The sequence below is a fragment of the Micromonospora sp. NPDC049274 genome (assembly GCF_040678875.1).
Lineage (GTDB): Bacteria > Actinomycetota > Actinomycetes > Mycobacteriales > Micromonosporaceae > Micromonospora.
This window is the reverse complement of sequence record NZ_JBFAQS010000005.1, coordinates 70807-97204: the sequence shown is the minus strand read 5'-3', so window position 1 is coordinate 97204 and position 26398 is coordinate 70807. Positions and strand designations below refer to the sequence as shown.

Genomic DNA, 26398 nt, shown 5'->3' with positions numbered 1-26398 from the left:
GGTGGCCGTGGTGTGCTGAAGCGATGAGCGTCGAGCCCCGCATCAGCCCGGCCGGTGTCGCGGACGCCGGTGAGATCCTCACCGTGCAGCGCGCCGCGTACCTGACCGAGGCACAGCACTACGCCGATCCGTTCCTGCCGCCGCTGACCGAGACGCTGGACGAGGTCCGGGCGGTGCTGAGCGGCCCGACCACGGTCCTCGCCGCCCGGCTGGGACACCGGCTGGTCGGCTCCGTGCGGGCCCGCCTGGACGGGCTCACCGCGCACATCGGGCGGTTGTCGGTCGCACCCGACCAGCAGGGGTGCGGCATCGGCGCCCGGCTGCTCGCCGCGATCGAGGCGGCCTGCCCGGCCGAGGTGGCCCTGTTCACCCTCTTCACCGGCGCGGACAGCACCCGCAATCTCCGGCTCTACCAGCGGCGCGGTTACCGGGTCGTGGCGCACCGGCCGGATCCGAACGGCGTTCCGCTCGCCGTGCTCGAGAAGCCGGCCGTCAGCTCCGTTCGGCTCGGGCCCTGAGCCCGTCGGCCTCCAGCCGCAGGTAGCGGCGCAGCAGGCCGCCGTACAGCCGCCCGATCAGCCCGGCGAGCGGTCCGGACTGGTCGATGGCCAGTTCGACCCGGGTACGCCCGTCGGGCAGCGGCAGCAACCGGTGCTCGCCGCGGGTGTGCACCCCGGGAGTGTCGGAGACCCAGGTGAACTCCCGTCCCTCGGTCAGCTCGGTGACCCGCCACACGGCGGGCCGTAGTTTCGGCTGGGTGAGGCGGGCCGTCGCACCGATCGCGAGGGGCCCCGACTCGCCCCGCTCGGCCTGACGCACCGAGGCCGTCCACTCCGGCCACCGCGGCACGTCGACAAGCACCGCCCAGACCTGCTCGACATCGGCGGCGATCTCGGTACCCGTTTCGAATCGCATCGCGTCCCCTCCCCCGGCGGCGCCGACCGGCGCCCACGCCCTGCCGACGACGCTGCCCGGTGAATGGTGACGGCGGCATCCACCGGCCGGTCCGATCATCGAACCGGCCGCGGGCCCACCGGCCGCGCGGGATCAGGCGGCCTCGCGCAGGTCCGCGAGGCTCAATGGGGTACGCCGACGCAACAGCTCCTCCAGCTCCGCCACCGAACCGACCTCGCCGAGCACGTTCCGGCCACCGCCGAACCGCTGCGGGTATCGGCGGGTCAGCCGGTAGCGGTAGCGGCCCCGGATCAGCTCCACGCTCACCCGCCACCGCCCGCAGCAGTCACAGACCCACTCGGACACCCCGCGAAACTAGCTCTGACCTGCGGCTATCCGATTCGCCCACCCGGGACGAGCGGCGCGCGGCCGGACACGCCCCCGCCGTGCCCACGGTGATCTGCCTCACGACTGTCGGCCCCGTCTGATTGACTGGTCGCCGTGGACCTGCCGATCAACCCGCCCGTCGAGCCGATGCTGGCCAAGAGCGTCGCGAAGCTGCCCACCACCGCCGGGGTGACCTACGAGCCCAAGTGGGACGGGTTCCGGTGCATCGTGTTTCGCGACGGCGACGAGGTCGAGCTGGCCAGCCGAGGTGGCAAGTCGATGACCCGCTACTTCCCCGAGGTGGTCGAGCAGGCCCGCCGTCAGCTGCCCGAGCGGTGCGCCGTGGACGGCGAGCTGATCGTGATCAGGCGGGACGGGCCGTCCGGTCAGCCCCGGCTGGATTTCGAGCTGCTGGCCCAGCGCATCCATCCGGCGGCGTCGCGGGTGAAGATGCTCGCCGAGACGACTCCCGCCGACTTCGTCGCCTTCGACCTGCTGGCGATCGGTGACGAGGCGTTGCTCGACCAGCCGTACCCGCGCCGCCGGGAGCGGTTGGTCCAGGCGCTGGCCGGGGTGCGACCCCCGGTGCACGTCACCCAGGTCACGACCGATGCGGACACCGCACGCCGCTGGTTCGACGTCTTCGAGGGCGCGGGGCTGGACGGGCTGATCGTCAAGCCGGCCGACCTGCCGTACGAGCCGGGCAAGCGGTTGATGTTCAAGGTCAAGCATTCGCGCACGGCCGACGCGGTGGTGGCCGGCTTCCGCTGGCACAAGTCCGGTCCGGTGGTGGGTTCGCTGCTGCTCGGCCTCTACGACGACGCGGGCGTCCTGCACCACGTCGGGGTGAGCGCGTCGTTCAGCATGGCCCGCCGCGCCGAGCTGCTCGACGAGCTCGCCCCCTACCGGGACACCGGCGGCGAGCATCCGTGGGTGCACGGCGACCACGAGCGTGGCCAGCGCATTCCGGGTGGGGTGAGCCGGTGGACCGGCACCAAGAACCTGGAGTGGGAGCCGCTGCGCCCGGAGCTGGTGGTCGAGGTGGGTTACGACGCGATGGAGGGTGAACGGTTCCGGCACACCGCCCAGTTCGTCCGGTGGCGGCCGGACCGCGATCCCCGCTCCTGTCGCTACGACCAGCTCGACCGTCCGATCCGCTTCGACGTGGACCAGGTGCTGCGCGGCGATCCGGCGATCACCCTCGATCGGGCCGCCACCGGTCCGGCGTAGCCTGGCCGTCGACCCGACACCGGAGGATCACGTGAGCCGCACCGCCGACCAGCCTCGGATGGCGACAAGTCGCCGGGTCCGTCGCAGCCTCGTCGTCTTCGCCGTGGTGGCGCTGCTCACCGCGGGCTGCACGCTGCCGGCGTTCGCGCCGCGCACCGATGTGGAGGGTACGCCGGCGCCGGCCGGCTCCTCGGCGACCTGGCGGCCCTGCCCGGAGGCGGCCGAGGACCTGGTCGGTCGGGGCGCGCCGGACATGCGCTACGAGTGTGCCCGGATCGCGGTTCCCCGTGACTGGGGCACCGGTGGCGGGGCGACCGCCGGGCCGGGCGTCGGGCAGACCTTCGAGATCGCCCTGCTGCGGGCACGGTCCACCAAACAGCGGGCCCGGATCGGCTCCCTGGTCGTCAACCCCGGCGGTCCGGGCGGCTCCGGTGTGGACACCGCCGTCTACCTCTCCTTCGGCCCCCAGTTCGGCGGTCTGCCCGCCTCGGTCACCGAACGCTTCGACATCGTCGGCTTCGACCCGCGCGGTGTCTCCCGGTCCAGTCCGGTGAAGTGCATCTCCGACGCCGATCTGGACGCCAGCTTCGGCTACGACCCGGATCCGGCGAGCCAGGCGGCGTTCGACGGCTTCGTCGGGTTGAGCCAGCGCATCGGGCGCGGCTGCGGGGACCGCTACGGCGACCAGTTGCCGCTGTACGGCAGCGAGCAGGCCGCCCGGGACATGGACGCGGTCCGGGCAGCGGTAGGCGACGACAAGCTCACCTACCTGGGTTACTCCTACGGCACGTTGCTCGGCGCCATCTACGCCCAGCTCTACCCGCAGCGGGTCCGCGCGCTGGTGCTCGACGGCGCCGTCGACCCGCAGCAGCGGCTGGTCGCCGGCTCGGAGAGCCAGGCCCGCGGTTTCGAACGCGCCTTCGGCAACTTCACCCGCTGGTGCGCCGCCAACGCCGCGCGCTGCCCGATCGCCCCGGACGCCCGCGCCGCCGTGACCTCGGCCATCGACAAGGCCAAGGTCTCTCCGGTCCGCGGCGACGACGGGCGGGAGGCCACGGCGGGCTGGGTCTTCTACGCGGTCATCTCCTCGCTCTACACCGAAGCCGGCTGGCAGGAGCTGGCCCGCGCCATCGACCGGCTGGCCGAGGGCGACCCGAAGGACGTGTTCCGCCTCGCCGACTCCTATGCCGGCCGGGAGGGCGACGGGCACTACTCGAACCTGTTCGACGCCAACCTCGCCGTCAACTGTGCCGACGAGACCGAGAAGCCGAGCCGGGAACAGATCCGCCAGCTGCAGTCGCAGTGGCGCACGAAGTATCCGCTGTTCGGTCCGGCGCTCGCGGTCGGCATGTTGAGCTGCGTCGAGTGGCCGGGTAGCCGGGATGCGTACCCGACCGGCCGGGCCGACGGCGCGCCGCCGATCGTGGTGGTCGGCACGACAGGCGACCCGGCCACGCCATACGAGCAGACCGGCCGCCTCGCCTCCATGTTGGGGGTGGGCCGGGTGCTCACGTGGGAGGGCGAGGGGCACACCGCGTACCCGCAGACCTCCTGCATCACCAAGGCCGTCGACGCGTACCTGCTCGAGCTGACCGTTCCCCGCGAGGGCCTGCGCTGCCCGGCCCGCTGACCGGTCGGGTCGGCGGCAGTGGGGGCAGCTCGATTCCCTGCCTGGTGGCCATCTCCTCCAGCAACGTCCGCATCCGGCGCACGTCGGCCTTGAGCTGTTCCTGCTCCTCGTGCACGAAGGCGTCGTCGTCGACGATGAGCCGGCTCGCGAAGTGTGCGGTGATCAGCGGGATGACCAGCAACACCATGGTCGAGATGAGCAGCGCGGCAAGCGTCCGACCCGCCCAGGTGGTCGGCGAGATGTCGCCGTACCCGACGGTGGAGGCGGTCACCACCGCCCACCAGACGGCGTCGGCAGGGCTGCGGTGCTCGACCTCTCCGTAGATGATCCCGGCCACCACGATCATCAGCAGGTACGAGGCGATAAGTGTGCGGGGCGAGTTCGCGAACCACACCAGCGCCCGGTAGATCCAGCGGAACGGCAGCAGCACTAGCTCCATGCCGCCCCATGCTGCCCGTTGTCCGCAAGCGGCACCGACCCATTCGCCGGTTTCGCTGTGCCAGGCTCGCGGAATGACCGATGTGACCTACCGGGAGGCGGTCCGCGCCGACCTGCCCGCCGTCATCGCCCTGCTCGCCGACGACGTCCTGGGCAAGGCCCGCGACTTCACCGAGGTCGACGAGGCGTACGAGCGGGCGTTCGCCGACATCAGCGCCGACCCGCGCAACCTGCTGATCGTCGCCGAGCAGGGCGGCGAGCTGGTCGGGTGCCTCCAGGTCACCTACATTCCGGGGTTGGGCCGGCACGGCGCCGAGCGGTCCCTGATCGAGGCGGTGCGGGTCCGCTCGGACCGGCGTGGCCAGGGGCTCGGTCGGGAGCTGATGACCTGGGCCATCGAGCAGGCCCGCGAGCGTGGCTGCGCCCTGGTGCAGCTCACCACTGACAAGTCCCGCGCCGACGCGCACCGCTTCTACCTGGGGCTCGGCTTCGTGGCCAGTCACGAGGGCATGAAGCTCCCGCTCTGACCCGCCAACGTCGCCAGCCCGCCAACGTCGCCAGCCCGACGGCCGCCTTCGGCGCTGTGGCCGCCAGGTCCCCAGGTTCCCACTTCGCCCGTGTAGAGCTGCCCCAGATGTGGGGCAGCGAACCACGGCGGCGGCAGGAATGCCCAGGCCCGCACACCTTCACCCCGCCCGCAGCAGGCAAGCCCCACACCTACCACGCGGTCCATGTCTGGGGCAGCTCTACAGGAAGCGAACAGGCCCCAGCCGGTCGTCTCTGACCGCGTGGCCGACGGCCGGTGGTCCGCAGAGCAGCGACCACCGACCACCGGCCGGGGGCCGGGGGTGCATGGGGCTGCGGTCAGCCGTCGACCAGGCGGCCGTCGCGCAGGACGAGCACCCGGTCGGCGAGGTCGATCAGGGCCGGGTCGTGCGTGGCCACCAGCGCCGTCATGCCACGGGCGTGCACCACCGCGCGCAGCAGATCCATGATGGAGCGACCGGTCTCCGAGTCGAGCTGGCCGGTGGGCTCGTCGGCGATGAGAAGGTCCGGCTCGTTGGCGAGCGCGCGGGCGACAGCCACACGCTGCTGCTGCCCACCGGACAGCTCGTACGGGCGCTGCGCCGCGTGCCCGCCCAGCCCCACCAGCTCCAGTAGCACCGCCACACGCTGCTCCCGCTCCGCGGCCGGCACCTGCGCCAGTCGCAACGGCACCCCCACGTTCTCGGCGGCCGAGAGGATCGGCACCAACCCGAAGGTCTGGAACACGAACCCGACGGTGCCGCGGCGCAGCCGCAGCAGCTCGGCCTCCCCGGCCGAGGTCACCTCGTGCCCGGCAACCACGACCTGACCGCTGTCCGGCCGGTCCAGCCCGCCGATGATGTTCAGCAACGTGGTCTTGCCGGCCCCGGAGCGGCCCCGGATGGCGACGAGTTCACCGCGGTTGGCGCTGAACGACACGTCCCGTACCGCCTGCACGGCGTGTTCTCCGCGGCCGAAGGTCCGGCTCACGCCGCTGACCCGCACGGCCTCGTCCGCAGGCGTTCCGGCGCCGCCACTGAACCCGGCCGCTCCGGCCACCACCATGTCCTGAGGGCTCACGCCCGTGCCTCCCGCTCGTCCGAGGCCCGGTCACCGGGCCGTACCTGCACGTGGTCGGGCTCCAGATCGAGCCGGACCCGCTCCTTCAGCGACAGCGCGTCGACGAACCCGGCCGGTAGCTGCATCCGGCCGCTGCGGTCCAGCACCGCGTACTCCTCGCTGACCAGTTCGGTGTTGCCGTCCGCATCGACGCGCGCGGTACGGCGTACCTCGGAGGCGGTTCGGCCGTCGCGAATCGCGACGGTCCGGCGGACCTGGGTGGCCACGGCGTGGTCGTGGGTGACGACGACGATGGTCACACCCAGTTCGGCGTTGATGGTGCGCAGCGCCCCGAAGACCTCCGCGCCGGTGGCCTCGTCCAGTTCACCTGTCGGCTCGTCCGCGAAGAGCACCTCCGGGTCGTTGGCCACCGCCACCGCCACCGCGCACCGCTGCTGCTCGCCGCCGCTGAGCTGACCCGGCCGACGGTCCGCGCAGTAGCCCACGCCGACCATGTCGAGCAACTCCCGGGCCCGCTCCCGGCGGCCCTTACCGCCGCGCTTGCCGGCCAACTGCATCGGCAACTCGACGTTCTCCAGCGCGGTCAGGTACGGCAGCAGGTTGCGGCCGGTCTGCTGCCAGACGAAACCGACAAGCTCCCGCCGGTAGCTCAGTCGCCGCTTGGCCGACAGCGAGAGCAGGTCGTAGTCGGCCACCCGGGCGATGCCGGCGGTCGGCGTGTCCAGACCGGAGAGGATGTTGAGCAGGGTCGACTTGCCCGAGCCGGACGCGCCGACGATCGCCACCAGCTCACCCCGGTCGATGACCAGGTCCAGACCCTGCAGGGCGACGACCTCCACCCCCTCGGTCTTGAAGATCCGCACCAGGCCGTCGCAGACGATGTGTCCGCGCAGTCGATCCTGGCCGCCGGCCCGCTCGGCGGCACGCTGTGCGGCCCTCTGCTGAAGGGCGGCCAGGTCGGGCACCAGTGGAGTCTGTGCGGTAACGGTCATCTCAGCTCTCCTCTCCGAGCCGGAGCACCTCACCGAGGCGCAGCCGGCGGTTGTTCAGGGCCTCGACGGCGACCGCGAAGCCGAGGGCGACCGCGCCGAGCGCGAACACCGCGACGACCAGGCCGGGTTCGAACGCCACCCGGACCGGCATTCCGCCGGTGAACGCGGACAGGCCGAGCACCGGATTGAGCACCAGCGGGAGCACCGCGCCGACCAGCGCGCCGGTCAGCACCGACACCCCGACCAGCGGGGCCAGCTCGACCAGCAGCAGCCCCCGCCACTGCCGGCGGGACAGGCCGAGAGTGCGCAGCCGGGACAGCACCTGCCCGCGGGCCCGCGCACCGGCCAGCACGGTGAACGCGATCGCCAGCAGCCCGAGAACGGTGCCGCCGGCGGCGCCCGCCACGAACCCGAACGCCAGCACGCCGTTCGCGCCACCGTCACCGAGGTCCCGTCGTACGCCCGCTCGGGTGTCGACGGTGACCCCGAGCGGCCGTTCCCGGCCGGTCACCGCCCCCTGCTGCTGGTAGCGCAACTGACCCTGGTCACCGGCCTGCCGCAGCGCCTGGACGTCGAGCCGGTCCCCGGCGACGAGCAGGCTGGTCGGCACCGGCGTGGTGGTCCGTGGCGGCAACGCCTGCCAGGGCAGGATGACGAACCGGCTGGTGCTCGCCGCCAACAGTGGGAAGGTGTCCTGCGCACCCGCCACCCGGAACTCGTACCGCTGCCCCTGCACCGAGACGAACGCGGAACGCTCCAGCCCCGTTCGCGACAGGTCGGCGGCGACGGCCGGGGACACGATGGCGGGCAGCGGCCCCTGCCCGGCCCGGGCGGAGCGCAACGCGTCCGGCACCGTCACGTCCACCTTGGCAGCACCGGTGACCCTGGCCAGTCCCGGGCCGTCGATCAGCAGCACGGTGGTCTGCCCGACCCGCGCGTCGGTGCCGAGTTCATCTTTGGCCAGCCGCTCGTCCGGCTCGATCAGCACCGGGGTGGTGGCGTGGACGCCGGGCACACCGTTCAGGGCCTCGACCGTGTCCGGGGCGAAACGTTCCCCCCGGATCAGCGCGTCGGCGGGAACGATCCGCTCGACGGCCCGGTCGCGGCTGGCGTCGACGCCGGCGGCGACGACTGCGCAGAACGCCGCGGTGCCGATCGCCAGCACCACGACGACAAGCGGCGCGGCGACGGCGGATCGCCCCGCCCGCGCGGTGCCGAGGAACGTCACGCTGCCACGTGTCCGCGCGGCAAGCCGGCTGACCAACCGCAACGGCCAGGGGTACGCGCGCAGCGCGAGCACCGCCGCGGCGATCGCGAGCAGCACGGGCACCGACACCAGCAGAGGGTCCACCTCGCCGAGAGTGAGCCCGCGTCGGCGCAGCAACACCACGCCGAGCCCCGCCAGCAACAGCAGGGACACCTCGACGGTGAGCCGGCGCGCCGACGGGCGCATCCGCACCAGATCACGGCGGGCCGCCCCGCCCGCCGGAACCGCCAGCGTCGCCAGCGGCAACGCCAGGGTGACCAGGACGGTCGCCGCCGCGGCGTACGGGGCGGTGGGATCCGGTTCGCCCGGGAACAGGGTGCCGAGCCACCAGCCGACCAGGGCGGCGACCGGCACGACCAGCAGTGACTCGGCCAGACTGCGCCGGGCGCCGGCGGTGGCCGCGCCGCCACGGGCACGGATCAACACGAACTCCGAGCGGCGTCGGCGGGTGGCCAGGGTCGCCGCGAGCACGATCAACCCGGCCAGGGTGGCCAGCACACCGGCCCCGATGACCGCGAGCAGGGTACGGGCGGCATTCACCTGCGCGGCGAACGCGCGCAGCGGAACGTCGACGCCGATGGTCAACGCGTAGCCGGGCGGGAGGCTGCGTTGCATCTCCTGCAGACCGTCGATCAGGTGGTTCAGGCCGCGCGGGTCGATGCGGTCGACGCCCAGTCGGTACCGCCACTCGGACTCGATCGGCCAGCCCTCCGCGGCACGCTTGTTCATGGCGGACTGGGCGATCACACCGGTGATGGTGAACGGGTCGCCGTCGCCTTCCGGTTCGATGACTCGCAGCAGCTGCGGCAGCCCGTCCCACATCCCGTCCGCGCGGTCGACGGGCCGGAACAGGCCGGACACCACCACCGGTTTCGGGTCGACGAAGGTACCCGCGAGGTCGACGGTGCCGATGCGCAGCCGGCTGCCGGTACGCAGGTTGAGCTTGCGGGCCACGTCGGCGTCGAGCGCCACCTCGATCGGCCGGTCCGGGACGTACGTCTCGCTGGGCCAGGCGCCCTCGACGAGGGTGCTGGCGTCCTGGACGCCTGGCATGGCCCGCAGGCCCAGGTCGACAAGCAGGTTGCGGGCCGCGAGGTCCGGCCCCACCACGCGGGCCGGCGGAATGTCCACCCGCTGCCACCGCTCGGTGATCGCCGAGCGCACCTGCGGCGGCATCCCGGCGGCGAGGGCGTCGAAGCGCTCCTGCGCGTCGGCCATCGCCGTCTTCGTGGTGGGGACCGGGGCGTTCGACGTGTACGAGAGGTCCCGGCGGGCGGGGGGCTCGCTGGTGAGCTGCGCCCGCAACCCCTGTTCCGCGAGCCGGTTGACGAGTCGGGGCGCTCCGCTGACCAGCAGGGTGACCACCAGGGTCAGCACCGCCAGGAGCAGGAACTGCCCACCGTACGCCCGGACCCGGCGGGCGGCCGCGCCGACGCTCATCGTTCTCCCCCGATTCGCAGCTGCACCGCCGCCACCCGCTGACGGATGCCGGCGGCGATGAACGCGCTGAAGGCGAGCGCCGCCAGCAGCAGGCCGACCGCGGTGAGGCCGATGGGCACCCAGGGCAGCGCGAATGCCGCCGGGGGCACCGGCCGGCCGGCGGCCGTGGTGAGGATGACCAACGGAGCCATGGTGGCTCCGACCGTGGCACCGAGCAGAAGCCCGACGCCGACGCCGATGCCGGCCAGGAAGGTCTGCTCGGCCAGCAGCGCCCGGGCCAGCAGCCGAGGTGTGGCGCCGAGGGTGTTCAGCACCGCGAACTCGCCCACGCGGCGCCGGGCGGTGGCCCACACGTCGACCATGAGACCGACCAGGGCGAGCAGGACCGCCCCGAGCGCGGCGGCGAGCATGCCGGTACGCGACCCGCGCCAGTACGGGTCGTCGGCGGCGGCCTCGATCACGGCGCGCCGGTCGAGGACTGTGACGCCGGCCAGTTCAGCGGTGGCGCGGGCGGCAGCCGCCGGGTCGTCGGCGCCGATCCACCATTCCGGCACCGGCCGGATGGTCCCGCCGGCGCGGATCAGCGCGTCGACCGCCGTGGGCAGGTCGAGCAGCACTCCCGCGCCGGTGGTGGTCGGCACGGAGTCCAGTTCACCGAGCAGTCGGGCCTGCACGGACGCGCCGGAGAGGGTCAGGTTGAAGGTGTCGCCCGTGTGCAGGCTCAACGCGTCACGTACTGCGGCGGTCATCAGCACCGGAACGGGTGCGATCTGCCCGGCGGGCACGATGGCGAACCGGGTGGGCGGTTGGTAGGCGAACTGCCCGCCGGGGATCACCTCCACCGGGAAGCTCGCGGCGACGCCCGTCGCGGTGGACTGCGCCTTGGGGGGCGCCTGGCCGCCGGTCGCCTGGCGGCCCGTCGCCGTGACCCAGTCTCCGGTCAGTTCGGCGGGCCGCGTGGCGCCGTCCGCGCCGACGAGAGTGAGGCCGTCCACCTGGAGCCGGTAGTTGTTTCCGGCCGCCGCCCCGCCGTCGGCCTCGAAGCCGGCGAGCCGCAGTCGCGCCGGGCCCACGTCGGGCAGCTGCACGGTGAACGGCGCGGCCCGTCCGTCGCTGGTGGCGTTGACCGCCGGCAGCCGGAAGGCCAGCCCGTCGGAGCTGGTGACCAGCAACGCCACCGCGATCCTCAGGGGCCGATCGGCCTCGCCGACGGGGGTGCGGGCCGTGCCGGTGATCGCTCGGGTGCCGGCAGGCAGTTCGACGCCGGTGGGGGCGCCGCGGGCCGCGACCATCCGCTGGTACTGCGTCGACACCGGCTCGTCGCTGAGCCGGTCGGCGAGCCGGACGACGCCGGCCGCGCTGGCCGGGTCGAGGCCGATCACGGTGACGGGCAGGTCCGCTCGCCCGACCCGTACCTCGTCTCGCCACGCCGGCACTGCCCGGTGCACGCCCGGCAGCGCTGCGAGCTGGCCTGCCCGGCTGGTCGGGGCGGAGCCGGCCCGCTCGGTCACCCGCAGGTCGGCGCCGACCGTGTGGCCGGCCTGTTCGACCTGGGACCGCTCACCAGTGCTGACGAGTGACCAGGCCAGGGTGCTCCCGCCTACGGCGAGGGCGAGCAGCAGCACCGGCCCGGCGTGCGGACGCCGGCCGGCCTGCCACATGCCGAACATGGTGGCCGTCCACGGTCGCCTGTCGACGAACCGCTCGGCGAACCGGGTCAGCGGCGGGAGCACCCGCAGCGCCAGTACGGCCCCGGCCAGCACACCGAGGGTCGGCGCGGCCACCAGCAGCGGGTCGAGTCCGAGACGGCCGTTCGAGCCGGCCAGCGGCGAAGCGTACCGGCGCAGCTGCACCCAGGCGAGCACGGCGAGCGCGACAAGCACCAGGTCGACGCTGGCCCGCTGGACGCTCGCCGACCGGTTCGGCCGGGACCGGGCGGCCATGTCGGCCACATACGTGCCGGCCCCCCGCAGCGTCGGCGCGACCATGGCCACCAGGCATCCGGCGGCGGTCGCCGCGGCGGCCGCCCAGACCAGGGTGGTGTTGCCACCGGCGGCGGACAGCTCTGCCGTCCCGCCAGGGCGGACGAACCGCAGCGCCTCCCCGGCGATCACCGGCCCGAGCAGGGCTGCCGGTGCCACCACGAGGGTCGCCTCCCGGGCAGCCAGGCCGGCGAGCTGACTCCGGGCGGCGCCACGTGCGCGCAGCAGCGCGGTCTGGGGACGACGGTCCTCGTGCAGCAGGGCGGCGACCAGCACCAGCGCGTACCCGCCGAGCACCAGGATGAGCAGCAGCGGGGTGGCCAGCGCGGAGCGTCCCACCAGGTCGGCGCGGGCGATCCGGTCGAGCAGTTGGTCCATCTTCGTCAGCGTCTGGGCCGAGCTGCCCAGTTGGGCGGCCTCGGGCACCGCCGTCGCGGCCGCGTTCACGGCGGCACGCACCGCGGGCAGGTCACCGGCGTCGACGCCGCCGAGGTCCGGCTCGGCCAGCCAGGACGCCGTCACCGAGCCCGGGAAGGCGGTCGCGAAGTCGGCCGGGTCCAGCGCGAACGGCCCGTACGAGGTGGCCGACCCGGCACTGCCTGTACCCACGCCGGGGGCCAGCAGCCAGTACGCCTCGGTCGGGTCGCGGGGCCGCCAGGTGCCGGCGAGCACCATTTCGCTGGCCTTCTCGGTGGAGCGGTCCCGCAGCGGGATCCGCTCGCCGGTGGTCAGGCCGAGTGTCGTGGCGACCCGTTCCGGCAGACTCACCTGCACGGGTTTCGCTCCGGGACGTGGCCACGCTCCGTTGGTCAGCTCGGCGTGCGCGGCCAGGTCGTCGAGGGTGGCCAGGTTCGCGAAGATCGGCTCGTCGCCCGTGCGCGGCACCGAGCCGAGGTCGCCGGTCAGCTCCCGGCCCGTGCCGTACCGGGCCCCGGCGACGGTGACCGGGACCCCGGCGAGCCCGTCGGCGAACTGTGCCCGTGCCGCCTGGTCACGCTTGGCGAACTCGGCGGCGTCGCGACCACCGGCGCCGCTGATCAGCAGGCCGCGTTCCTCGGCCGGCGACGCGGCGACCAGCGCCCGCTGGCCGGCGTCCACCGCCCGGCGGTTGTAGTCGGACAGACCGGTGACCAACGCGACGGCCACCAGGGCGGCGATCACCGCGGCAACCAGCAGACCCCGCGCCTCGCGGGCCCGCCTCCACACCAGCTTCATCCGACGCCTCCCCTGGCCCTGGCGGGCCGACGACCTTCAAGACAGGTCACCTACGGGGAAAGGTTCGCGCCCGTTACATGATCGTTATTACGAGTACGACAGGTGCGGTCACGTTCCGCGCCGGGCCGTCCGTACCGCGAACACGACAGCGCCCACGACGAGCAGTACGCCGACGAGCTGGAGGCCCGGCGAGTCGTCGGCTCCGCCGTACGCGACGGCGGCGACGCCGAGGGCGACAAGGACAGTGGCGGCGACGTACCTCATGGGGTTTCCTCCTCGACCCACTCCAGCAGGTCTCCGGGCTGGCAGTCGAGCACCCGGCACATCGCTTCCAGGGTGCTGAAGCGGACGGCCTTGGCGCGGCCGTTCTTCAGCACCGCGACGTTCGCCGGGGTGAGCCCGACGCGCTCGGCGAACTCGCCGACGCTCATCTTGCGCTTGGCCAACTCGACGTCGATGCGGACGATGATGGGCATCAGATCACCGCCTCCATGTCGGTCCGCAGCGTGGTGGCCTGCCGCAGCAGCGCCCGCATCACCACCATCAGCAGCCCGAGCACCGTGACGCCCATCGTCAGCAGGAACAGCAGGATCGGGCCGCCCGGGTCGTCGGCGTGAAAGCCGACGTAGAGGAAGACGCCCACGAGCACCACCCACCCCGCGCCGATGGCCCACACGATGAGGTCGACCCACGTCAGGGACGCCTCGGTGAAGATGCGGTCGTCCTTGACCAGGCTGAGCAACTTCCAGGTGGACACGATCACCACCTGGACGCACAGCACCCAGAAGACCGTCACGGCGGTCAGCGGCCACCGGAGGTACGCGTGCTCGGGCGCCTCCTGGGCCATGTGCGCGAACTGCCCCGGCAGCGAGAAGCTCTGGAACCCGACCAGGACCACGAACAGCACCACGAGAAAGACACGGAGAGCGGCTACCGCTCGACGTTCAACAAACATACATCGAGTCTCGCTCGTTACCTATCGAAAGTCAATCGGTTATCGGCCTGCATGCCGCCCCCAGCTGCGCCTAGGGTTCTTCCGTGAACATCGGGGAGACACCCACCAGCGTGCGGCTCAGCAAGGTCAAGCGTCCTGGTGGGGTCCTCTGGTTCGATCTCCAGCAGGTCGCGCACGACGATGCGGGAACGTGGCTGCGAGGTCCGGTCGGTTCGCCGTGGGCCGCTCCACACGACAGTGGCGGCCTGTCCGTGCCGACAGTGGTGCTGCTGGCCGCGGACCGCCCGTGGGTGGCATGGTGGGTCGGCGACCCCACTGATCGGCGGCTGGAGATCGACGTGTGCCTCCCGCCAGAGGCCGTCGAAGGGGGTTGGCGGTATGTCGATCTTGAGCTGGATCCGGTGCGCCACGAGGGCGACGGACGTGTGGAGATCGAGGACTGGGACGAGTTCGAACAGGCGTGCCGGCACGGCTGGATGACGTCGGACGACGCGACGCTTGCGCAGACCACGGCCGAGCGCTGTGCGGAGGTGCTTCGGCACGGGACGGAGCCCTGGCTGGGGCGCGGATGGGACATGCTTCGCGAGTCGCCGTGACCCCCGCGCGATCCGGCACTGCGAGGATGCTGACGTGGCGCAGATCGGGAGAACACTTCACGGCAAGCTGGTACGTGACCGCATTCCCGAGATCATCGCGGGAAACGGCCAGGTCCCGAAGTTTCGCGTCCTTCCTCGGGAGCGGTTCCTGCCGGCCCTTGTCGCCAAGTTGCACGAGGAAGCCGAGGAACTTGGGTCAGCCGGCCAGGAGGACGTCCTCGGTGAACTCGCCGACGTCCATGAGGTTCTCGCGACGATCATCACGCTGCTCGGCTATACAGCGGAACAGGTCGAACGGGCCTCCGCCGAGAAGCGTTCGGCTCGTGGTTCGTTCGACGAACGTTACTGGCTCGACGAGGTCGAGCACCCGTAGCCGGACGCGAGGGCACAACCCGTACCGCCCCGATAGCGGCGGTCGTTCGGCGGAAGAGCATGAAGAGCCCCGCATGGATGCTTCGGGGTTAGGCCACGTCGCAGCGCCGCGCTCAGCGTGCTTTTGTTCGCTGGGCTTCGTGCTCGTCGAGTGGTGACGGGGCGACGGATCGCGGTGCCGGCTGCTCACGTCCGTCGGTGGTAGTGGTTGCGGCGTGGGAGCTGCTCCGGGTCGAGCCAGGCCGGCGGCACGAACTCCGGGCGGCCGTCAGCGCCGAGGCGGACCGCCCAGTCGCTCTTGTGGACGTGTCGGTGGTGGTGGCCGCAGAGCAGGACGGCGTTGTCGAGTCTGGTCGGGCCGCCGTCGACCCAGTGCCGGATGTGGTGGGCGGCGCACCAGCGCGGTGGCCGGTCGCAGCCCGGGAAGGCGCAGCCGCCGTCACGCAGCACGAGTGCCCGACGCAGCGGACCGCTGATGAGGCGGCGCTGCCGGCCCACGTCGAGGACCTGGCCGGCGCCGCCCAGCACGGCGGGCAGGGTGGCGGCATCACAGGCGAGCCGACGCACCGTGTCGGGGGTGAGCTGCGGGCCGATGTCGAGAGCGCCGGCCCCCAACTGTCGGGTCAGCCCGTCGTAGCAGGTGGTGACGACGACCTGGGCCGGATCGCGGCCGTTCTCAGGCAGCTCACCGGTGCGCAGGGCGAGCCGGCACACGTCGGCGAGGGCATCGTGACGGCGCTGCCCGGCGCAGCGGGTGTCGTCGGGGCCGGCCGGTGCGCTGAGCGGGTCGATGACGGCGCACAGCAGCGCCGCGGCCTCCGCGTCCAGGGTGCCGCTGAGCCGTAGCCGCCCGCCGGTCTGCTCGGAGATGGTGACGTGCCGGTCGCGGGTCGCCCGCGCGTCCTCGGCGGCGAGGGCCGCCTCGGCGGCTTCGTCGGCGACATCGGGGGCGACGTGGTCGAGGATCCGGGTGCCCATTCTGCGCAGCACTGAGGGGTCGAACTGCTCGGCCCACTCCACCAGCACACCGACGGCCTTGTCGGCGACCTCGGCGCCCGCCGAGGTCGCCACGGTGGCGGCCGTGTCAGCGATGACCCGGGCCTGCTCCACGCTGACCACCCCATCGGCGAGGGCGACCCGCACGCCAGGCGGGGCCACGTCGAGCGTGGCGGCGAGGCCGACCAGGCGGCGCGCCGCAGAGACGTCGAGGCGCAGCCGATGACGCAGCCACACCGCCGTCGAGGACGCGCCCTGCGCGACAGCGGTGCCCCGACCGTCCAGCTCCCGCACGGCGGCCAACTGCACCGCCGCAAGGCGCTGTTGCAGCCGGTGCGTGGCATCGATCGTCGCGATCAGGTCATGCTCGGAGAGGACCCAGGCGGCAGCATCGACGCAGGCCGCCACCGCGCTCTCCGCCCGCGCCAACTCATCGATCACACACAAATTCTAGAACAGGTGTACGACAATTTCCGCCGCCCGCGCGGCGACGGAAGACAGATCCCAGGACGGTCAGCGCGATCGAAACCGATGGCTCGGTAGCGGCATCCCGAGGGATCATGAGGCGTGACCGATGCCGCTGCGACGCTGAGAATCGCGGATCTTCGCCAAGCCTGTTCGATGCTGCTGGACGCGGCGGAGAGCAGGTTCGGCCCACACATCCCGCTGTCCCAGTTCCGCGTCGACCACTACTGGAACATCGATCTTCGTGCGGCATTCGAGATGACTCCGCAGCCGGAGCTGGCGATCGACTGCGGGCAGAGCAGCGACGATCTCGCAGAGCTGATCGGCATCATGCAGCGGGGTCCGGAGGACCTCCTGTCGCTGTGGCACGACCTCCGGCACGTGAGCGGGCTCCTGCGGCTGCTGGCGTACCTCGACCTGCCGGACACCCGCGAAACGCCCGGCAACTAGCGGAGAGAGAGTCAGGCGCTCTCGTCGTCGGGGGTGCGCTTGGCGCGGCTGGGCTGCACCCGCTTGGGCTCGCCGGGCATCTTGGGGTGGTCTGGCGGGTACGGCAGGTCGCCCTGGCCGGCGTCGGCGTCGCGCTCGGCCCACTCAAGCAGGGGTGTGATGTCCCACGGGGCGTCGTCGATGCCGGCGTGCGGGTCGCCCTGCTCGGCGAGCCGGGTCGGGACGCTGCGCAGGTCGAAGTCGTCGGGGTCGACGTCGGGCAGTTCGTCCCAGGTGACCGGGGTGGAGACGGTCGCCCGCGCGTTGGCCCGCAACGAGTACGCACAGGCGATCGTGCGGTCACGGGCCATCTGGTTGTAGTCGACGAACACCCGGCGGCCGCGCTCCTCCTTCCACCAGGCGGTGGTCACCAGGTCGGGGGTGCGGCGCTCCACCTCCCGGGCCAGCGCGATGGTGGCCCGGCGCACCTCGGTGAACGTCCAGCGGGGTTGGATGCGCAGGTAGACGTGCACGCCGCGACCGCCGGAGGTCTTCGGCCAGCCGGTGGCGCCCAACTCGTCGAGGAGCGCGCGGATCTCCCCGGCGGCCCGCGCCGCGTCGGCGAAGTCGGTGCCGGGTTGCGGGTCGAGGTCGATGCGCAGCTCGTCGGGGCTGTCCACGTCGGCGGCGCGCACCGGCCACGGGTGGAACACGATCGTGCCCATCTGCGCCGCCCAGGCCACGTGCGCCAGGTCGGCCGGGCACAGCTCCGCCGCGCTGCGACCGCTCGGGAAGGTGATCTGGGCGGTGGTCACCCAGGGCGGCACGCCACGGGTGGGTACGCGCTTCTGGAAGAACGCCTCACCCCCGATGCCCTCGGGGAAGCGTTGCAGCGTGGTGGGCCGGTCCCGCAGGGCGCGCATGATGCCGTCGCCGACCGCGAGGTAGTAGTGGAAGACGTCCGCCTTGGTGAAACCCCGCTGCGGGAAGATCACCCGGTCCGGACTGCTCAGCCGTACGCTGCGCCCGGCCACCTCGACCTCGGCGACCGCTGCCTTGGTGCCACCCATCCCGCGACCTTATGCCACGCCCCCGACGTTCGACGTACCGTTGACGGGTGAGTCTTGACGACAACAACCTGCCCAAGACCGAGGACGAGTGGCGTGTCCGCCTGAGCCCCGAGGAGTTCCACGTCCTACGGGAGGCCGGCACCGAGCGCCCGTGGGTCGGCGAGTACGTGGACACCAAGACCCAGGGGGTCTACCACTGTCGCGCCTGCGGCCTGGAACTCTTCTCCAGCGACACGAAGTTCGACTCGCACTGCGGGTGGCCGAGCTTCGACGACGCCATTCCCGGCCGGGTCAAGGAGATCGAGGACCGCAGCCTCGGCATGGCCCGTACGGAGATCCGCTGCGCCCGCTGCGACAGCCACCTCGGGCACGTGTTCCACGGCGAGGGCTTCACTCCGAAGGACACCCGGCACTGCGTCAACTCGATCTCCGTCCGGCTGGAGCCGAGCTGATCTGAGCCGCGTACCCCTGGAGCAGCTCGACCTCGGCGGTCCGGGACCGCTCGATCCGCCGGGCCAGGTCGCGGACACGCTCGTCGCGGCCGACGTCGACCTGGGCCCGGGCCAGGTCGGCGGCGGCCCGCTGGTGCTCGGCGAGCACCTCGCGCAGCACCCGGTCGACGTCGGCGTCCCCGGCGGCCCGCAGCCGGTCGAGCGCGGTGTCGTCGCCGTGCCCGGCGTGGTCGTGCCCGGCCGCATCGGCGCCCGGCCCGGCCGTGGGCAGCCAGCCGCGCATGGCCGACAGCTCGTCGGCCTCGGTCGCCTCGACGGCGGCGGCCAGGGTGCGCAGCGCGTCGTCGCGCAGCCGGTCCCGGGCCAGCCGGACGATCTGCAGGGTGCGTTCGCTGTGCCCGACCATCGTGCGCAGGAACACCACGTCGATGCCGCTCAGCTCGGCGCCGGCCGGCGCGGCCCCGGCCGCCGGGGTCCCGGCCGGGGGCGCGGAAGCCGCCGGGCTTGGGGACGGCCCGGCGCAGGCGGCGAGCAGCGACGCGGCGACCAGCCACGACAGCAGGTGTACGCGGGGCATGCCGAGGCTCCGATCATCCGATGAGACGGTGACACGGGTGCGGCCGGGGCCGCACCCGTGCGGTCAGACCTGCTGCCAGAGCGCCGGCACGTTCGGCGGCTCCCAGCCGGGGATCGCCGTGTGGGCCTGCCGGCAGCGGTACGTGAGTCCGCCGTAGGTGACCTGGTCGCCGACCTGGTACGCCCGTCCGCTCGTCCAACTGCCGCCCGTGGGGGGCGGGGTCGTCGGCGCGGTGGTCGGGCTGGTGGTGGGCCGGGGCGTGGGCGAGGTGGTCGGCGTGGGGGTGGGCGTCGACCCGCCGCCGCCGATCTGCACGTCGATGCAGGAGTAGAAGGCGTTGGCGGTGTCGGAGATGTTCCACACCGCGAGGATCTTCTGGCGGCCGGAGAAGCCGCCCAGGTTGACGGTGTGCGAGACCGTCGCGCCGGGCTGCTGCCCGTTGCCGTTGACCACGCCGACGCGGGTGTTGCCGATCCAGTACTCCCAGTTGCTGGTGGCGTGCCGGGCGGTGTTGACCCAGGTGAAGGTCAGCGAACTGCCGACCGACGTGGCGGGCCAGCCCCGGCTGTCGTCGTTGAGGACGGCGAACTGGGCGATTCCGGCGTTGCAGCTGCGCAGCCCCTTGGGCCCTTCCACGCTCTGGGGCTCGTACCTGATCTGCCCGCAGTCGGGCACCCGGCCCTGCGCGCAGAGCGCCTGCCGACTCGGTGGGGCGGAGACGTAGCCATGCGCCTGGGCGGGCGCGGCGACTGTGAGGGTGGCGGCGACAGCGCCCGCCGCCACCAGCGGGACGGTGATTCTTCGACGCATGGGGGCAGCTCCTTCTCCAGGTGCGGTGAGGTGCCCTCAAGGTAATTTAAACTTTATTAACAGTAAAGAGCGTCATCGATAAATCCATCGATGGTGACGACTTCGCTCCTCAGAGTCGCAGCAGGCTGCCGCGGTCATCGACATCGTCGGCCGTCTCGTCGTCGAGCCAGACGCCGCCGCTGGCGAGATAACGGAACCGATACTCCCCCGGGCCGAGCTTCACGGTCACCGTCCGAGTGCCGTCGCGGCGGGCCACCAGCTCGTGCCGGCCGGGCTCCCAGTCGTTGAAGGAGCCCACCACGCTCACCGGACCGGGCGGGGCGTCCCGGGGAAGACAGAAGGTTACCCGGGTCTGGCTGCCGAAGAGCTTGTTGCGCTTGATCATGGCGATCCTCCGGGGTTACGGCGGTCCACCCGATCTAACGGACGACACGCCGGAGCCGACACGCCGCCGACCTCGACGAGCTGGCGGTAATTCGCCCGCTACCGCCCTGATCTGAGGGACCCTGGTAGCACATGTCCTGATATGGGGGGTTTTCCGTGGCAACCTGCGAGGTCTGCGGCAACGACTACTGGATGGCGTTCGAGGTGCACACCGTCAGCGGCGACGTGCACACCTTCGACTCCTTCGAGTGCGCGATCCACCGCATGGCACCCATCTGCGAACACTGTCAGATCAAGATCGTCGGGCACGGCGTGGAGGTCAACGGCCGGTTCTTCTGCTGCGGGCACTGCGCCCGGGCGGTCGAGGGCGCCGAGGGTGCCGAGATCCGCGACGCCGTGGGCGCGCGCCCCGCCTGAGCGACACCCCTGCGGAGTCGCCCGTGCGTCCGCCCGGCCTACCATCGGTGCGTGCCCCAGCAGACCACCGAGGTCCTCACGGCCTCCTTCGCCGACCTGGACGCCCGCACCTTCCACGACCTGCTCAAGCTGCGCATCGACGTGTTCGTGGTGGAGCAGAACTGCCCCTACCCGGAACTCGACGGGCGGGACGTGGAGCCAGGCACCCGCCACCTCTGGCTGACCGACGGCAGCGCGCCGCTGGCGTACCTGCGGATCCTGGCCGACCCCGACGGCGTCGCCCGGATCGGTCGTGTGGTGGTGGCCCCGGCGGCGCGCGGCGGCGGGCACGCCGGCCGGCTGATGACGGCGGCGTTGGACCTGGTCGGCGACCGGCCCTGCGTGCTGGAGGCCCAATCACACCTGGTCGGTCTCTACGCCCGGCACGGCTTCGCGGTGAGCGGCCCGGAGTACGTCGAGGACGGCATCCCGCACACCCCGATGCGCCGCACCGCGGGGGCCCGCGCCGACGACGCCAACCATTGACGTCTGACGATCGGCCTGGCATCGTTCCGGTTGGAGCCAGCGCGAGAGCAACGCAGTAGGCACGGGAGCGGGCAACTCCCGGCCGTCCGGGTGTCGTCGTCCGACCTCATCCCCCCGGGGGCTCCATGTCCAGTCTCGCCCGATCACCACGCGTGCTCCGGCCGCTCGCCATCGCGGCGGCCGCCACGCTCCTGCTGACCACCGCGCTGAGCGTCGCGCTGGTCCAGCCCGCCTCCGCGCACGGCTCGGTCGTCGACCCGGCCTCGCGCAGCTACAGCTGCTGGCAACGCTGGGGCAGCGAATTCCAGAATCCCCGGATGGCCACCGAGGACCCGATGTGCTGGCAGGCCTGGCAGGCCGACCCGCAGGCCATGTGGAACTGGAACGGCCTGTTCCGCGAGGGTGTGGCCGGCAACCACCAGGCCGCCGTCCCCAACGGCCAGCTGTGCAGCGGCGGGCACACCCAGAACGGTCGCTACAACGCGCTGGACACCGTCGGCGCGTGGAAGGCCACCCCGGTGTCGAACAACTTCCGGCTGCGCTTCTTCGACCAGGCGAGCCACGGTGCCGACTACATCCGGGTGTACGTGACCAAGCAGGGCTTCAACTCGTCGACCGAGGCGCTCGGCTGGGACGACCTGGAACTGGCCGGCCAGATCGGCAACACCCCGGCGTCGCAGTGGGACCGGGACACCGGTGGCGTCTCCATCCAGATCCCGGTCAGCGCGCCGGGCCGCACCGGGCGGCACATGGTCTACACCGTCTGGCAGGCGAGCCACCTGGACCAGTCGTACTACCTGTGCAGCGACGTGGACTTCTCCGGCGGCACGAGCACCCCGCCGCCCACCACGCCGCCGCCGACGACTCCGCCGCCCACGACTCCGCCGCCCACCACTCCCCCGCCCACGACCCCGCCGCCGAGCACGCCTCCGCCGAGCACTCCCGTGCCGGCCGGCGCCTGCTACGCGACGTACCAGATCACCGGCCAGTGGGCCGGCGGCTTCCAGGCCGAGGTGAAGGTGACCGCGGGCGCCAACTCGCCGACCCAGAGCTGGTCGGTGAGTTGGAACTACAACAACGGTCAAAAGGTCGCGTCCGCGTGGAGCGCCGATCTCACCACCAACGGAACGCTCGTCACCGCACGCAACGTGAACTACAACGGCGCCCTGGCCGGCGGAGCGAGCACCACGTTCGGCTTCCTCGGCTCGTGGACCGGCAGCAACCCCGTTCCCCTGGTCTCCTGTACGAAGACCAGTTGATCCCCGTCCGGCGCCGCACCCGGGCGGGGGCGCGGCGCCGGCCGGCGGGGATCAGACGACCGGCGGGGATCAGACCAGGCAGTTGACGATCTCGCCGACCGAGCGGCGACGACCCGTGTAGAACGGGACCTCCTCGCGGACGTGCCGCCGGGCGCCGGAGGCGCGCAGGTCCCGCATCAGGTCGACGATCCGGTGCAGCTCGTCGGCCTCGAACGCGAGCATCCACTCGTAGTCGCCAAGCGCGAACGACGCGACGGTGTTGGCGCGTACGTCGGGGTAGCCGCGGGCCATCTTGCCGTGCTCGGCGAGCATCTCGCGCCGCTCGGCGTCGGGCAGCAGGTACCACTCGTAGGAGCGCACGAACGGGTAGACGCACAGGTAGGGGCGGGCCTCCTCGCCGGCCAGGAACGCCGGGATGTGGCTCTTGTTGAACTCCGCCGGCCGGTGCAGCGCCATCTGCGACCAGACCGGGGTCAACGCCCGACCCAGCGTGGTGCGACGGAACCGCAGGTACGCGTCCTGCAGCGCGTCGCTCGACGCGGAGTGCCACCAGATCATCACGTCCGCGTCGGCGCGCAGCCCGGACACGTCGTACACGCCCCGGATGACCACGTCCTTGCCGGCCAGTTCCTCGAAGAGGGACTCGACCTCGCCTGTGACGTTGTCCCGCAGCGACGGCAGTGGGGCGCTGGCCCGGAACACCGACCACATCGTGTAGCGGATGCTGTCGTTCAGCTCCCGCAACCGGGCCGCGTTGGTCTGCTCGGTCATCTCGCCGATCCTCCCAGTGCTGTGATGATCTCGTCGGCTGCCGTCTCGCCGGAGCGGACGCAGACCGGTATGCCGACACCGTCGTAGCCGGCACCCGCCAGGACCAGTGTGGGATGCGCCGCCCGCAGCGCAGTGCGCGCGGCGGTCACCCGGTCGGCGTGCCCCGGGGCGTACTGCGGCAGCGCGCCGCCCCACCGCTGCACGTGCCCGTCGACCGGGGCGGGCAGCGGGGCGCCGAGCACCGCCGACAGCTCCCGGTGCACGGTCGCGGCCAGGTCCGCGTCGGGACGCTGGAGGTGCGCCTCCTCGCCGTAGCGGCCCACCGAGGCGCGCACCAGCGCCAGCCCGTCCGGCCGACGCAGGTGCCCCCACTTGGTGGTGAAGAACGTGGCCGCCTTGATCAACAGCCCTTCGGTGCTGGGCACCAGGAAGCCGGACAGCTCGGGCAGCAGCGGCTGCGGCAACGCCAGGGTGACAAGCGCGACGCTCGCGTAGTCCAGCTCACCCACGGCCGCGGCGGCCACCGGGGCCGGGCCGGCGAGCAGCCGAGCCGCCGGCCGGGCCGGCACTGCCAGCACCACGGCGTCCACGTCCACCAGCTCAGGGGCCCGGGTCGGGCCGACCGTGAGGCGCCAACCCGTGCCGGTCGGGGTCACCTCGCGCACGGCGGCGTCGGGTCGTACCGTCGCGCCGCTGGCCCGCACCGCCGCCTTGACCAGGGTGCTCAACCCGCCGACCAGGGTGCCGAAGACCGGGGCGCCCGGAGCGCGCGGCGCTGCGGCCTGCGCCGCCCGGACCGCGCCGATGAGGGTGTGCTCCACCCGGGCCGTGCGGGCCAGCGCCGGCATCGTGGTGACCAGGGACAGGTCGTCGGCGCGGCCGGCGTACACGCCACCCAGCATGGGGTCGACCAGCCGGTCGACGACCTCGTCGCCGAACCGGGACCGGACCAGCGCGCCCACCGAGACGTCCGCGTCCGGGCCGACCAGCGGCCGACCGTCGTCGGTGTCGGCGTCCGCGGCCGGGCGCGCGACAGTGGCCACCCGCTCCAGATCCCCGGGTACGCCCACAAGCGTCCCGCCCGGGATGGGGCGCAGCCCTCCGTCGACGACAAGCGCGGCCTGCCCGACGGTGGGGTGCACGATCCGGTCGGCCAGCCCGAGCCGGTGCGCCAACGCCACCGCCGCGCTCTGCGCCCCGGTCGGGTCGCGCATGAGGAACGACTCGGCGCCGAACTCCACAGGCGCACCTGCCAACGTCCCGGTACGCAGCTTGCCGCCCACCGCGCCGGACTGCTCGTACACCGTGATCTCGGTGCCCTCCGGCGCGCGGTCGCGCAGCCGGACCGCGGCGGCCAGCCCGGCGATTCCGCCGCCGACCACCGCCACCCGCCAGGGCTGCCGCATCGCCGTATCAGCCCTGGTCGGCCCGGCGGCTGGAGACCTCGTGCACCAGCGCGACCACCCGGGTCAGCACGTCCGGGTCGGTCTCCGGCAGCACACCGTGGCCGAGGTTGAACACGTGCCCGGGAGCCGCCTGCCCCTGGGCCAGGATCCGGCGCACCTCGGCCTCCACCACCGGCCACGGCGCGAGCAGCACGGTCGGGTCCAGGTTGCCCTGCACCGCCCTGTCCGGGCCGATCCGGTGCGTGGCCACGTCCAGCGGGGTACGCCAGTCGACGCCGACCACGTCCGCGCCGGCCTCGCCCATCGCGCCGAGCAGCTCGGCCGTGCCCACCCCGAAGTGGATGCGCGGCACGCCGGCGTCAGCCAGCCCGCTCAGCACGGACGTCGAGTGCGGCAGCACGTAACGCCGGTAGTCGGCCTCGGAGAGCGCGCCGGCCCACGAGTCGAACAGTTGCACTGCGGACACGCCCGCCTCGATCTGCACCCGCAGGAACGCCAGCGTCACCTCGGCCAGCCGGCCGCAGAGCGCGTGCCACAGCTCGGGATCGCCGTACATCAGGGCCTTGGTCTTCGCGTGGGTCCGCGACGGGCCGCCCTCGACCAGGTAGCTGGCCAGGGTGAACGGCGCGCCGGCGAAGCCGATCAGCGGGGTGTCGCCCAGCTCGACCACAAGCTGGCGGACGGCCTCGTCCACGTACGAGACGTCGTCGCGGCCGATCAGGCGGATCCGCTCGACGTCGGCGGCGGCACGGATCGGCTCGGCCACCACCGGACCGGTGCCCGGCACGATGTCCAGATCGATCCCGGCCGCGGCGACCGGCACCACGATGTCGCTGAACAGGATGGCGGCGTCGACCCCGTGCCGGCGCACCGGCTGCAGGGTGATCTCGGTGACCAGCTCCGGGCGACGGCAGGATTCCAGCATCGGCACGCTGGCCCTGATCTCCCGGTACTCCGGCAGTGAGCGGCCAGCCTGGCGCATGAACCAGACCGGGGTGTGCGGGCCGGGCCGACGCCGACAGGCCCGGATGAAGGGCGAGTCGGCCGGGCCGCCGGGGCGCGGGTGTCCGTCTCGGGCGGCAGTGCCCGTGGTATCCGTGGTCATCGCCGCAATCGTGCCACGCCGCCCGACCCCAGGCCGCGGAGGGTGAACGGAAGGGACGCACCTAACGTCCGTCGCGCGCCGGGGCGGTCGGGGTACGTGTCGGCGCGCCGTCGAAGCCTGTGGGCCGACGGCGGCATAGGCTGCCGACATGGCCCCCCCGATCGCGCTCCCGGAGACCTTCGCCCGCGCGGTCGCCGGGCTGCGGTCGCCGGCGCCCCGACCGGAGATCACCCTCGAGGAGGTCGGCGCCCCCCAGCGGCTCGCACCGTTCACGTTCGCGCTCTCCGCGACCGTGCTGCGCGACGGCGACGAGGTGGCCACCGGCCGGCTGATCCTGCTGCACGACCCGGCCGGGCACGAGGCCTGGCAGGGCACGCTGCGACTGGTCACCTACGTGACGGCCGAGCTGGAGGTCGACCTCGCCGCCGACCCGCTGCTCCCCGGCGTCGGCTGGACGTGGCTGACCGACGCCCTGGACGCCCAGGACGCGGATCACCGAGCGATCGGCGGGACGGTCACCCAGACGATGTCGACCCGGTTCGGCGACCTGGCCGGTCCACCGACGGCCGGCGACATCGAGATCCGCGCCTCCTGGACACCCGTCGACGACGACCTCACCCCCCACCTGCTCGGCTGGTGCGCCCTGCTCGCCTCGACGGCCGGGCTGCCCCCACCCGGGGTCACCGCCCTGGCCGACCGCCGTCCGGCCGCCACCGCCTGAAACCTGGG

At 72.7% G+C, this 26398-nt stretch carries 30 protein-coding genes; 12 read left to right on the top strand and 18 right to left on the bottom strand.

What is annotated here, in order from left to right; translation table 11 throughout:
• Positions 1-23: 23 nt before the first annotated feature.
• Entirely contained in the window at positions 24-518 is a 495-nt protein-coding gene (locus tag AB0K10_RS11525; RefSeq protein WP_363682364.1) for a GNAT family N-acetyltransferase, read from the top strand.
• On the opposite strand, the gene AB0K10_RS11520 is transcribed toward AB0K10_RS11525, so the two are convergent.
• Both AB0K10_RS11520 and AB0K10_RS11515 read right to left on the bottom strand, forming a co-directional pair.
• Complete coding sequence (locus tag AB0K10_RS11520) at positions 493-915, bottom strand: SRPBCC family protein (protein ID WP_363682362.1); 423 nt, start codon at positions 913-915, stop codon at positions 493-495. The genes AB0K10_RS11525 and AB0K10_RS11520 overlap by 26 nt on opposite strands.
• Positions 916-1047: 132 nt before the next feature.
• A complete protein-coding gene (locus tag AB0K10_RS11515; RefSeq protein ID WP_039905709.1) occupies positions 1048-1260 on the bottom strand; it encodes a hypothetical protein in 213 nt (70 codons plus the stop codon).
• A 135-nt stretch (positions 1261-1395) separates the two neighbouring features.
• Between AB0K10_RS11515 and AB0K10_RS11510 the strand changes: the two genes are divergently transcribed.
• Both AB0K10_RS11510 and AB0K10_RS11505 read left to right on the top strand, forming a co-directional pair.
• Positions 1396-2511, top strand: coding sequence for an ATP-dependent DNA ligase (locus AB0K10_RS11510; RefSeq protein ID WP_363682360.1), 1116 nt, complete (start codon positions 1396-1398; stop codon positions 2509-2511).
• A gap of 58 nt (positions 2512-2569) precedes the next feature.
• Complete coding sequence (locus AB0K10_RS11505; protein WP_363682921.1) at positions 2570-4141, top strand: alpha/beta hydrolase; 1572 nt, start codon at positions 2570-2572, stop codon at positions 4139-4141.
• On the opposite strand, the gene AB0K10_RS11500 is transcribed toward AB0K10_RS11505, so the two are convergent.
• Positions 4068-4580 carry a potassium channel family protein gene (locus AB0K10_RS11500; protein ID WP_363682358.1) on the bottom strand — a complete coding sequence of 171 codons (513 nt, stop codon included), beginning with the start codon at positions 4578-4580 and terminating at the stop codon, positions 4068-4070. The two genes, AB0K10_RS11505 and AB0K10_RS11500, sit on opposite strands and share 74 nt — an antisense overlap.
• 73 nt (positions 4581-4653) lie before the next feature.
• On the opposite strand from AB0K10_RS11500, the gene AB0K10_RS11495 reads away from it, so the two are divergent.
• Entirely contained in the window at positions 4654-5106 is a 453-nt protein-coding gene (locus AB0K10_RS11495) for a GNAT family N-acetyltransferase (RefSeq protein WP_363682356.1), read from the top strand.
• 337 nt (positions 5107-5443) lie between these two features.
• Here AB0K10_RS11495 and AB0K10_RS11490 read toward each other — a convergent pair whose 3' ends face one another.
• The 7 genes from AB0K10_RS11490 to AB0K10_RS11460 form a co-directional block, all read right to left on the bottom strand.
• Complete coding sequence (locus AB0K10_RS11490; protein WP_363682919.1) at positions 5444-6169, bottom strand: ABC transporter ATP-binding protein; 726 nt, start codon at positions 6167-6169, stop codon at positions 5444-5446.
• A gap of 11 nt (positions 6170-6180) precedes the next feature.
• Entirely contained in the window at positions 6181-7176 is a 996-nt protein-coding gene (locus AB0K10_RS11485) for an ABC transporter ATP-binding protein (protein ID WP_363682354.1), read from the bottom strand.
• Position 7177: 1 nt separating this feature from the next.
• Positions 7178-9883, bottom strand: coding sequence for an FtsX-like permease family protein (locus tag AB0K10_RS11480; RefSeq protein WP_363682352.1), 2706 nt, complete (start codon positions 9881-9883; stop codon positions 7178-7180).
• Positions 9880-13080 carry an FtsX-like permease family protein gene (locus AB0K10_RS11475; RefSeq protein ID WP_363682350.1) on the bottom strand — a complete coding sequence of 1067 codons (3201 nt, stop codon included), beginning with the start codon at positions 13078-13080 and terminating at the stop codon, positions 9880-9882. Before AB0K10_RS11475 ends, AB0K10_RS11480 begins: the two co-directional genes overlap by 4 nt.
• 108 nt (positions 13081-13188) lie before the next feature.
• Entirely contained in the window at positions 13189-13344 is a 156-nt protein-coding gene (locus AB0K10_RS11470) for a hypothetical protein (protein WP_363682348.1), read from the bottom strand.
• Positions 13341-13556: a helix-turn-helix transcriptional regulator gene (locus tag AB0K10_RS11465; protein WP_007457017.1), complete on the bottom strand. Its 216-nt coding sequence runs from the start codon at positions 13554-13556 to the stop codon at positions 13341-13343. The genes AB0K10_RS11470 and AB0K10_RS11465 overlap by 4 nt, the downstream gene beginning before the upstream one ends.
• Positions 13556-14035, bottom strand: coding sequence for a DUF2975 domain-containing protein (locus AB0K10_RS11460; RefSeq protein WP_363682346.1), 480 nt, complete (start codon positions 14033-14035; stop codon positions 13556-13558). Before AB0K10_RS11460 ends, AB0K10_RS11465 begins: the two co-directional genes overlap by 1 nt.
• 83 nt (positions 14036-14118) lie before the next feature.
• On the opposite strand from AB0K10_RS11460, the gene AB0K10_RS11455 reads away from it, so the two are divergent.
• Positions 14119-14631 carry a DUF402 domain-containing protein gene (locus tag AB0K10_RS11455; RefSeq protein ID WP_363682344.1) on the top strand — a complete coding sequence of 171 codons (513 nt, stop codon included), beginning with the start codon at positions 14119-14121 and terminating at the stop codon, positions 14629-14631.
• 34 nt (positions 14632-14665) lie between these two features.
• A complete protein-coding gene (locus AB0K10_RS11450) occupies positions 14666-15004 on the top strand; it encodes a nucleoside triphosphate pyrophosphohydrolase (protein WP_363682342.1) in 339 nt (112 codons plus the stop codon).
• Positions 15005-15189: 185 nt separating this feature from the next.
• On the opposite strand, the gene AB0K10_RS11445 is transcribed toward AB0K10_RS11450, so the two are convergent.
• Positions 15190-16440, bottom strand: a complete 1251-nt coding sequence (locus tag AB0K10_RS11445; protein ID WP_363682340.1) for a DUF222 domain-containing protein — start codon at positions 16438-16440, stop codon at positions 15190-15192.
• Positions 16441-16566: 126 nt separating this feature from the next.
• Between AB0K10_RS11445 and AB0K10_RS11440 the strand changes: the two genes are divergently transcribed.
• Entirely contained in the window at positions 16567-16914 is a 348-nt protein-coding gene (locus AB0K10_RS11440) for a hypothetical protein (protein WP_363682338.1), read from the top strand.
• 11 nt (positions 16915-16925) lie between these two features.
• On the opposite strand, the gene ligD is transcribed toward AB0K10_RS11440, so the two are convergent.
• On the bottom strand, positions 16926-17963 hold the full coding sequence (gene ligD, locus AB0K10_RS11435) for a non-homologous end-joining DNA ligase (protein WP_363682336.1): 1038 nt from the start codon (positions 17961-17963) through the stop codon (positions 16926-16928).
• Positions 17964-18010: 47 nt separating this feature from the next.
• Here ligD and msrB point away from each other — a divergent pair, with 47 nt between their 5' ends.
• Positions 18011-18415 (top strand): peptide-methionine (R)-S-oxide reductase MsrB, encoded by a 405-nt coding sequence (gene msrB / locus AB0K10_RS11430; protein ID WP_363682334.1) that lies wholly within the window; start codon positions 18011-18013, stop codon positions 18413-18415.
• Here the strand turns inward: msrB and AB0K10_RS11425 are convergent.
• From AB0K10_RS11425 to AB0K10_RS11415, 3 genes are all read right to left on the bottom strand, one after another.
• Positions 18381-18992 (bottom strand): DUF305 domain-containing protein, encoded by a 612-nt coding sequence (locus AB0K10_RS11425; protein ID WP_363682332.1) that lies wholly within the window; start codon positions 18990-18992, stop codon positions 18381-18383. The two genes, msrB and AB0K10_RS11425, sit on opposite strands and share 35 nt — an antisense overlap.
• Positions 18993-19055: 63 nt before the next feature.
• Entirely contained in the window at positions 19056-19802 is a 747-nt protein-coding gene (locus AB0K10_RS11420; RefSeq protein ID WP_363682330.1) for a lytic polysaccharide monooxygenase, read from the bottom strand.
• 109 nt (positions 19803-19911) lie between these two features.
• Complete coding sequence (locus AB0K10_RS11415; protein WP_234588982.1) at positions 19912-20187, bottom strand: glycoside hydrolase; 276 nt, start codon at positions 20185-20187, stop codon at positions 19912-19914.
• Between the two features lie 155 nt (positions 20188-20342).
• On the opposite strand from AB0K10_RS11415, the gene AB0K10_RS11410 reads away from it, so the two are divergent.
• The 3 genes from AB0K10_RS11410 to AB0K10_RS11400 all read left to right on the top strand — a co-directional run bounded on the left by AB0K10_RS11410 (position 20343) and on the right by AB0K10_RS11400 (position 22387).
• Positions 20343-20603 carry a hypothetical protein gene (locus AB0K10_RS11410; RefSeq protein ID WP_007456992.1) on the top strand — a complete coding sequence of 87 codons (261 nt, stop codon included), beginning with the start codon at positions 20343-20345 and terminating at the stop codon, positions 20601-20603.
• Between the two features lie 51 nt (positions 20604-20654).
• Positions 20655-21128 carry a GNAT family N-acetyltransferase gene (locus tag AB0K10_RS11405; RefSeq protein WP_363682328.1) on the top strand — a complete coding sequence of 158 codons (474 nt, stop codon included), beginning with the start codon at positions 20655-20657 and terminating at the stop codon, positions 21126-21128.
• A gap of 125 nt (positions 21129-21253) precedes the next feature.
• Positions 21254-22387, top strand: coding sequence for a lytic polysaccharide monooxygenase (locus AB0K10_RS11400; protein WP_363682326.1), 1134 nt, complete (start codon positions 21254-21256; stop codon positions 22385-22387).
• Positions 22388-22456: 69 nt separating this feature from the next.
• On the opposite strand, the gene hemQ is transcribed toward AB0K10_RS11400, so the two are convergent.
• From hemQ to hemE, 3 genes are read right to left on the bottom strand one after another with little or no spacing between them, the layout of a single operon-like run.
• A complete protein-coding gene (gene hemQ, locus AB0K10_RS11395; protein ID WP_266250986.1) occupies positions 22457-23158 on the bottom strand; it encodes a hydrogen peroxide-dependent heme synthase in 702 nt (233 codons plus the stop codon).
• Positions 23155-24564, bottom strand: coding sequence for a protoporphyrinogen oxidase (gene hemG, locus AB0K10_RS11390; protein ID WP_363682324.1), 1410 nt, complete (start codon positions 24562-24564; stop codon positions 23155-23157). Before hemG ends, hemQ begins: the two co-directional genes overlap by 4 nt.
• 7 nt (positions 24565-24571) lie before the next feature.
• Entirely contained in the window at positions 24572-25669 is a 1098-nt protein-coding gene (gene hemE / locus AB0K10_RS11385; RefSeq protein ID WP_363682322.1) for a uroporphyrinogen decarboxylase, read from the bottom strand.
• Positions 25670-25817: 148 nt separating this feature from the next.
• On the opposite strand from hemE, the gene AB0K10_RS11380 reads away from it, so the two are divergent.
• Positions 25818-26390, top strand: a complete 573-nt coding sequence (locus AB0K10_RS11380; protein WP_363682320.1) for a DUF3000 domain-containing protein — start codon at positions 25818-25820, stop codon at positions 26388-26390.
• The last annotated feature ends 8 nt before the right edge of the window (positions 26391-26398 follow it).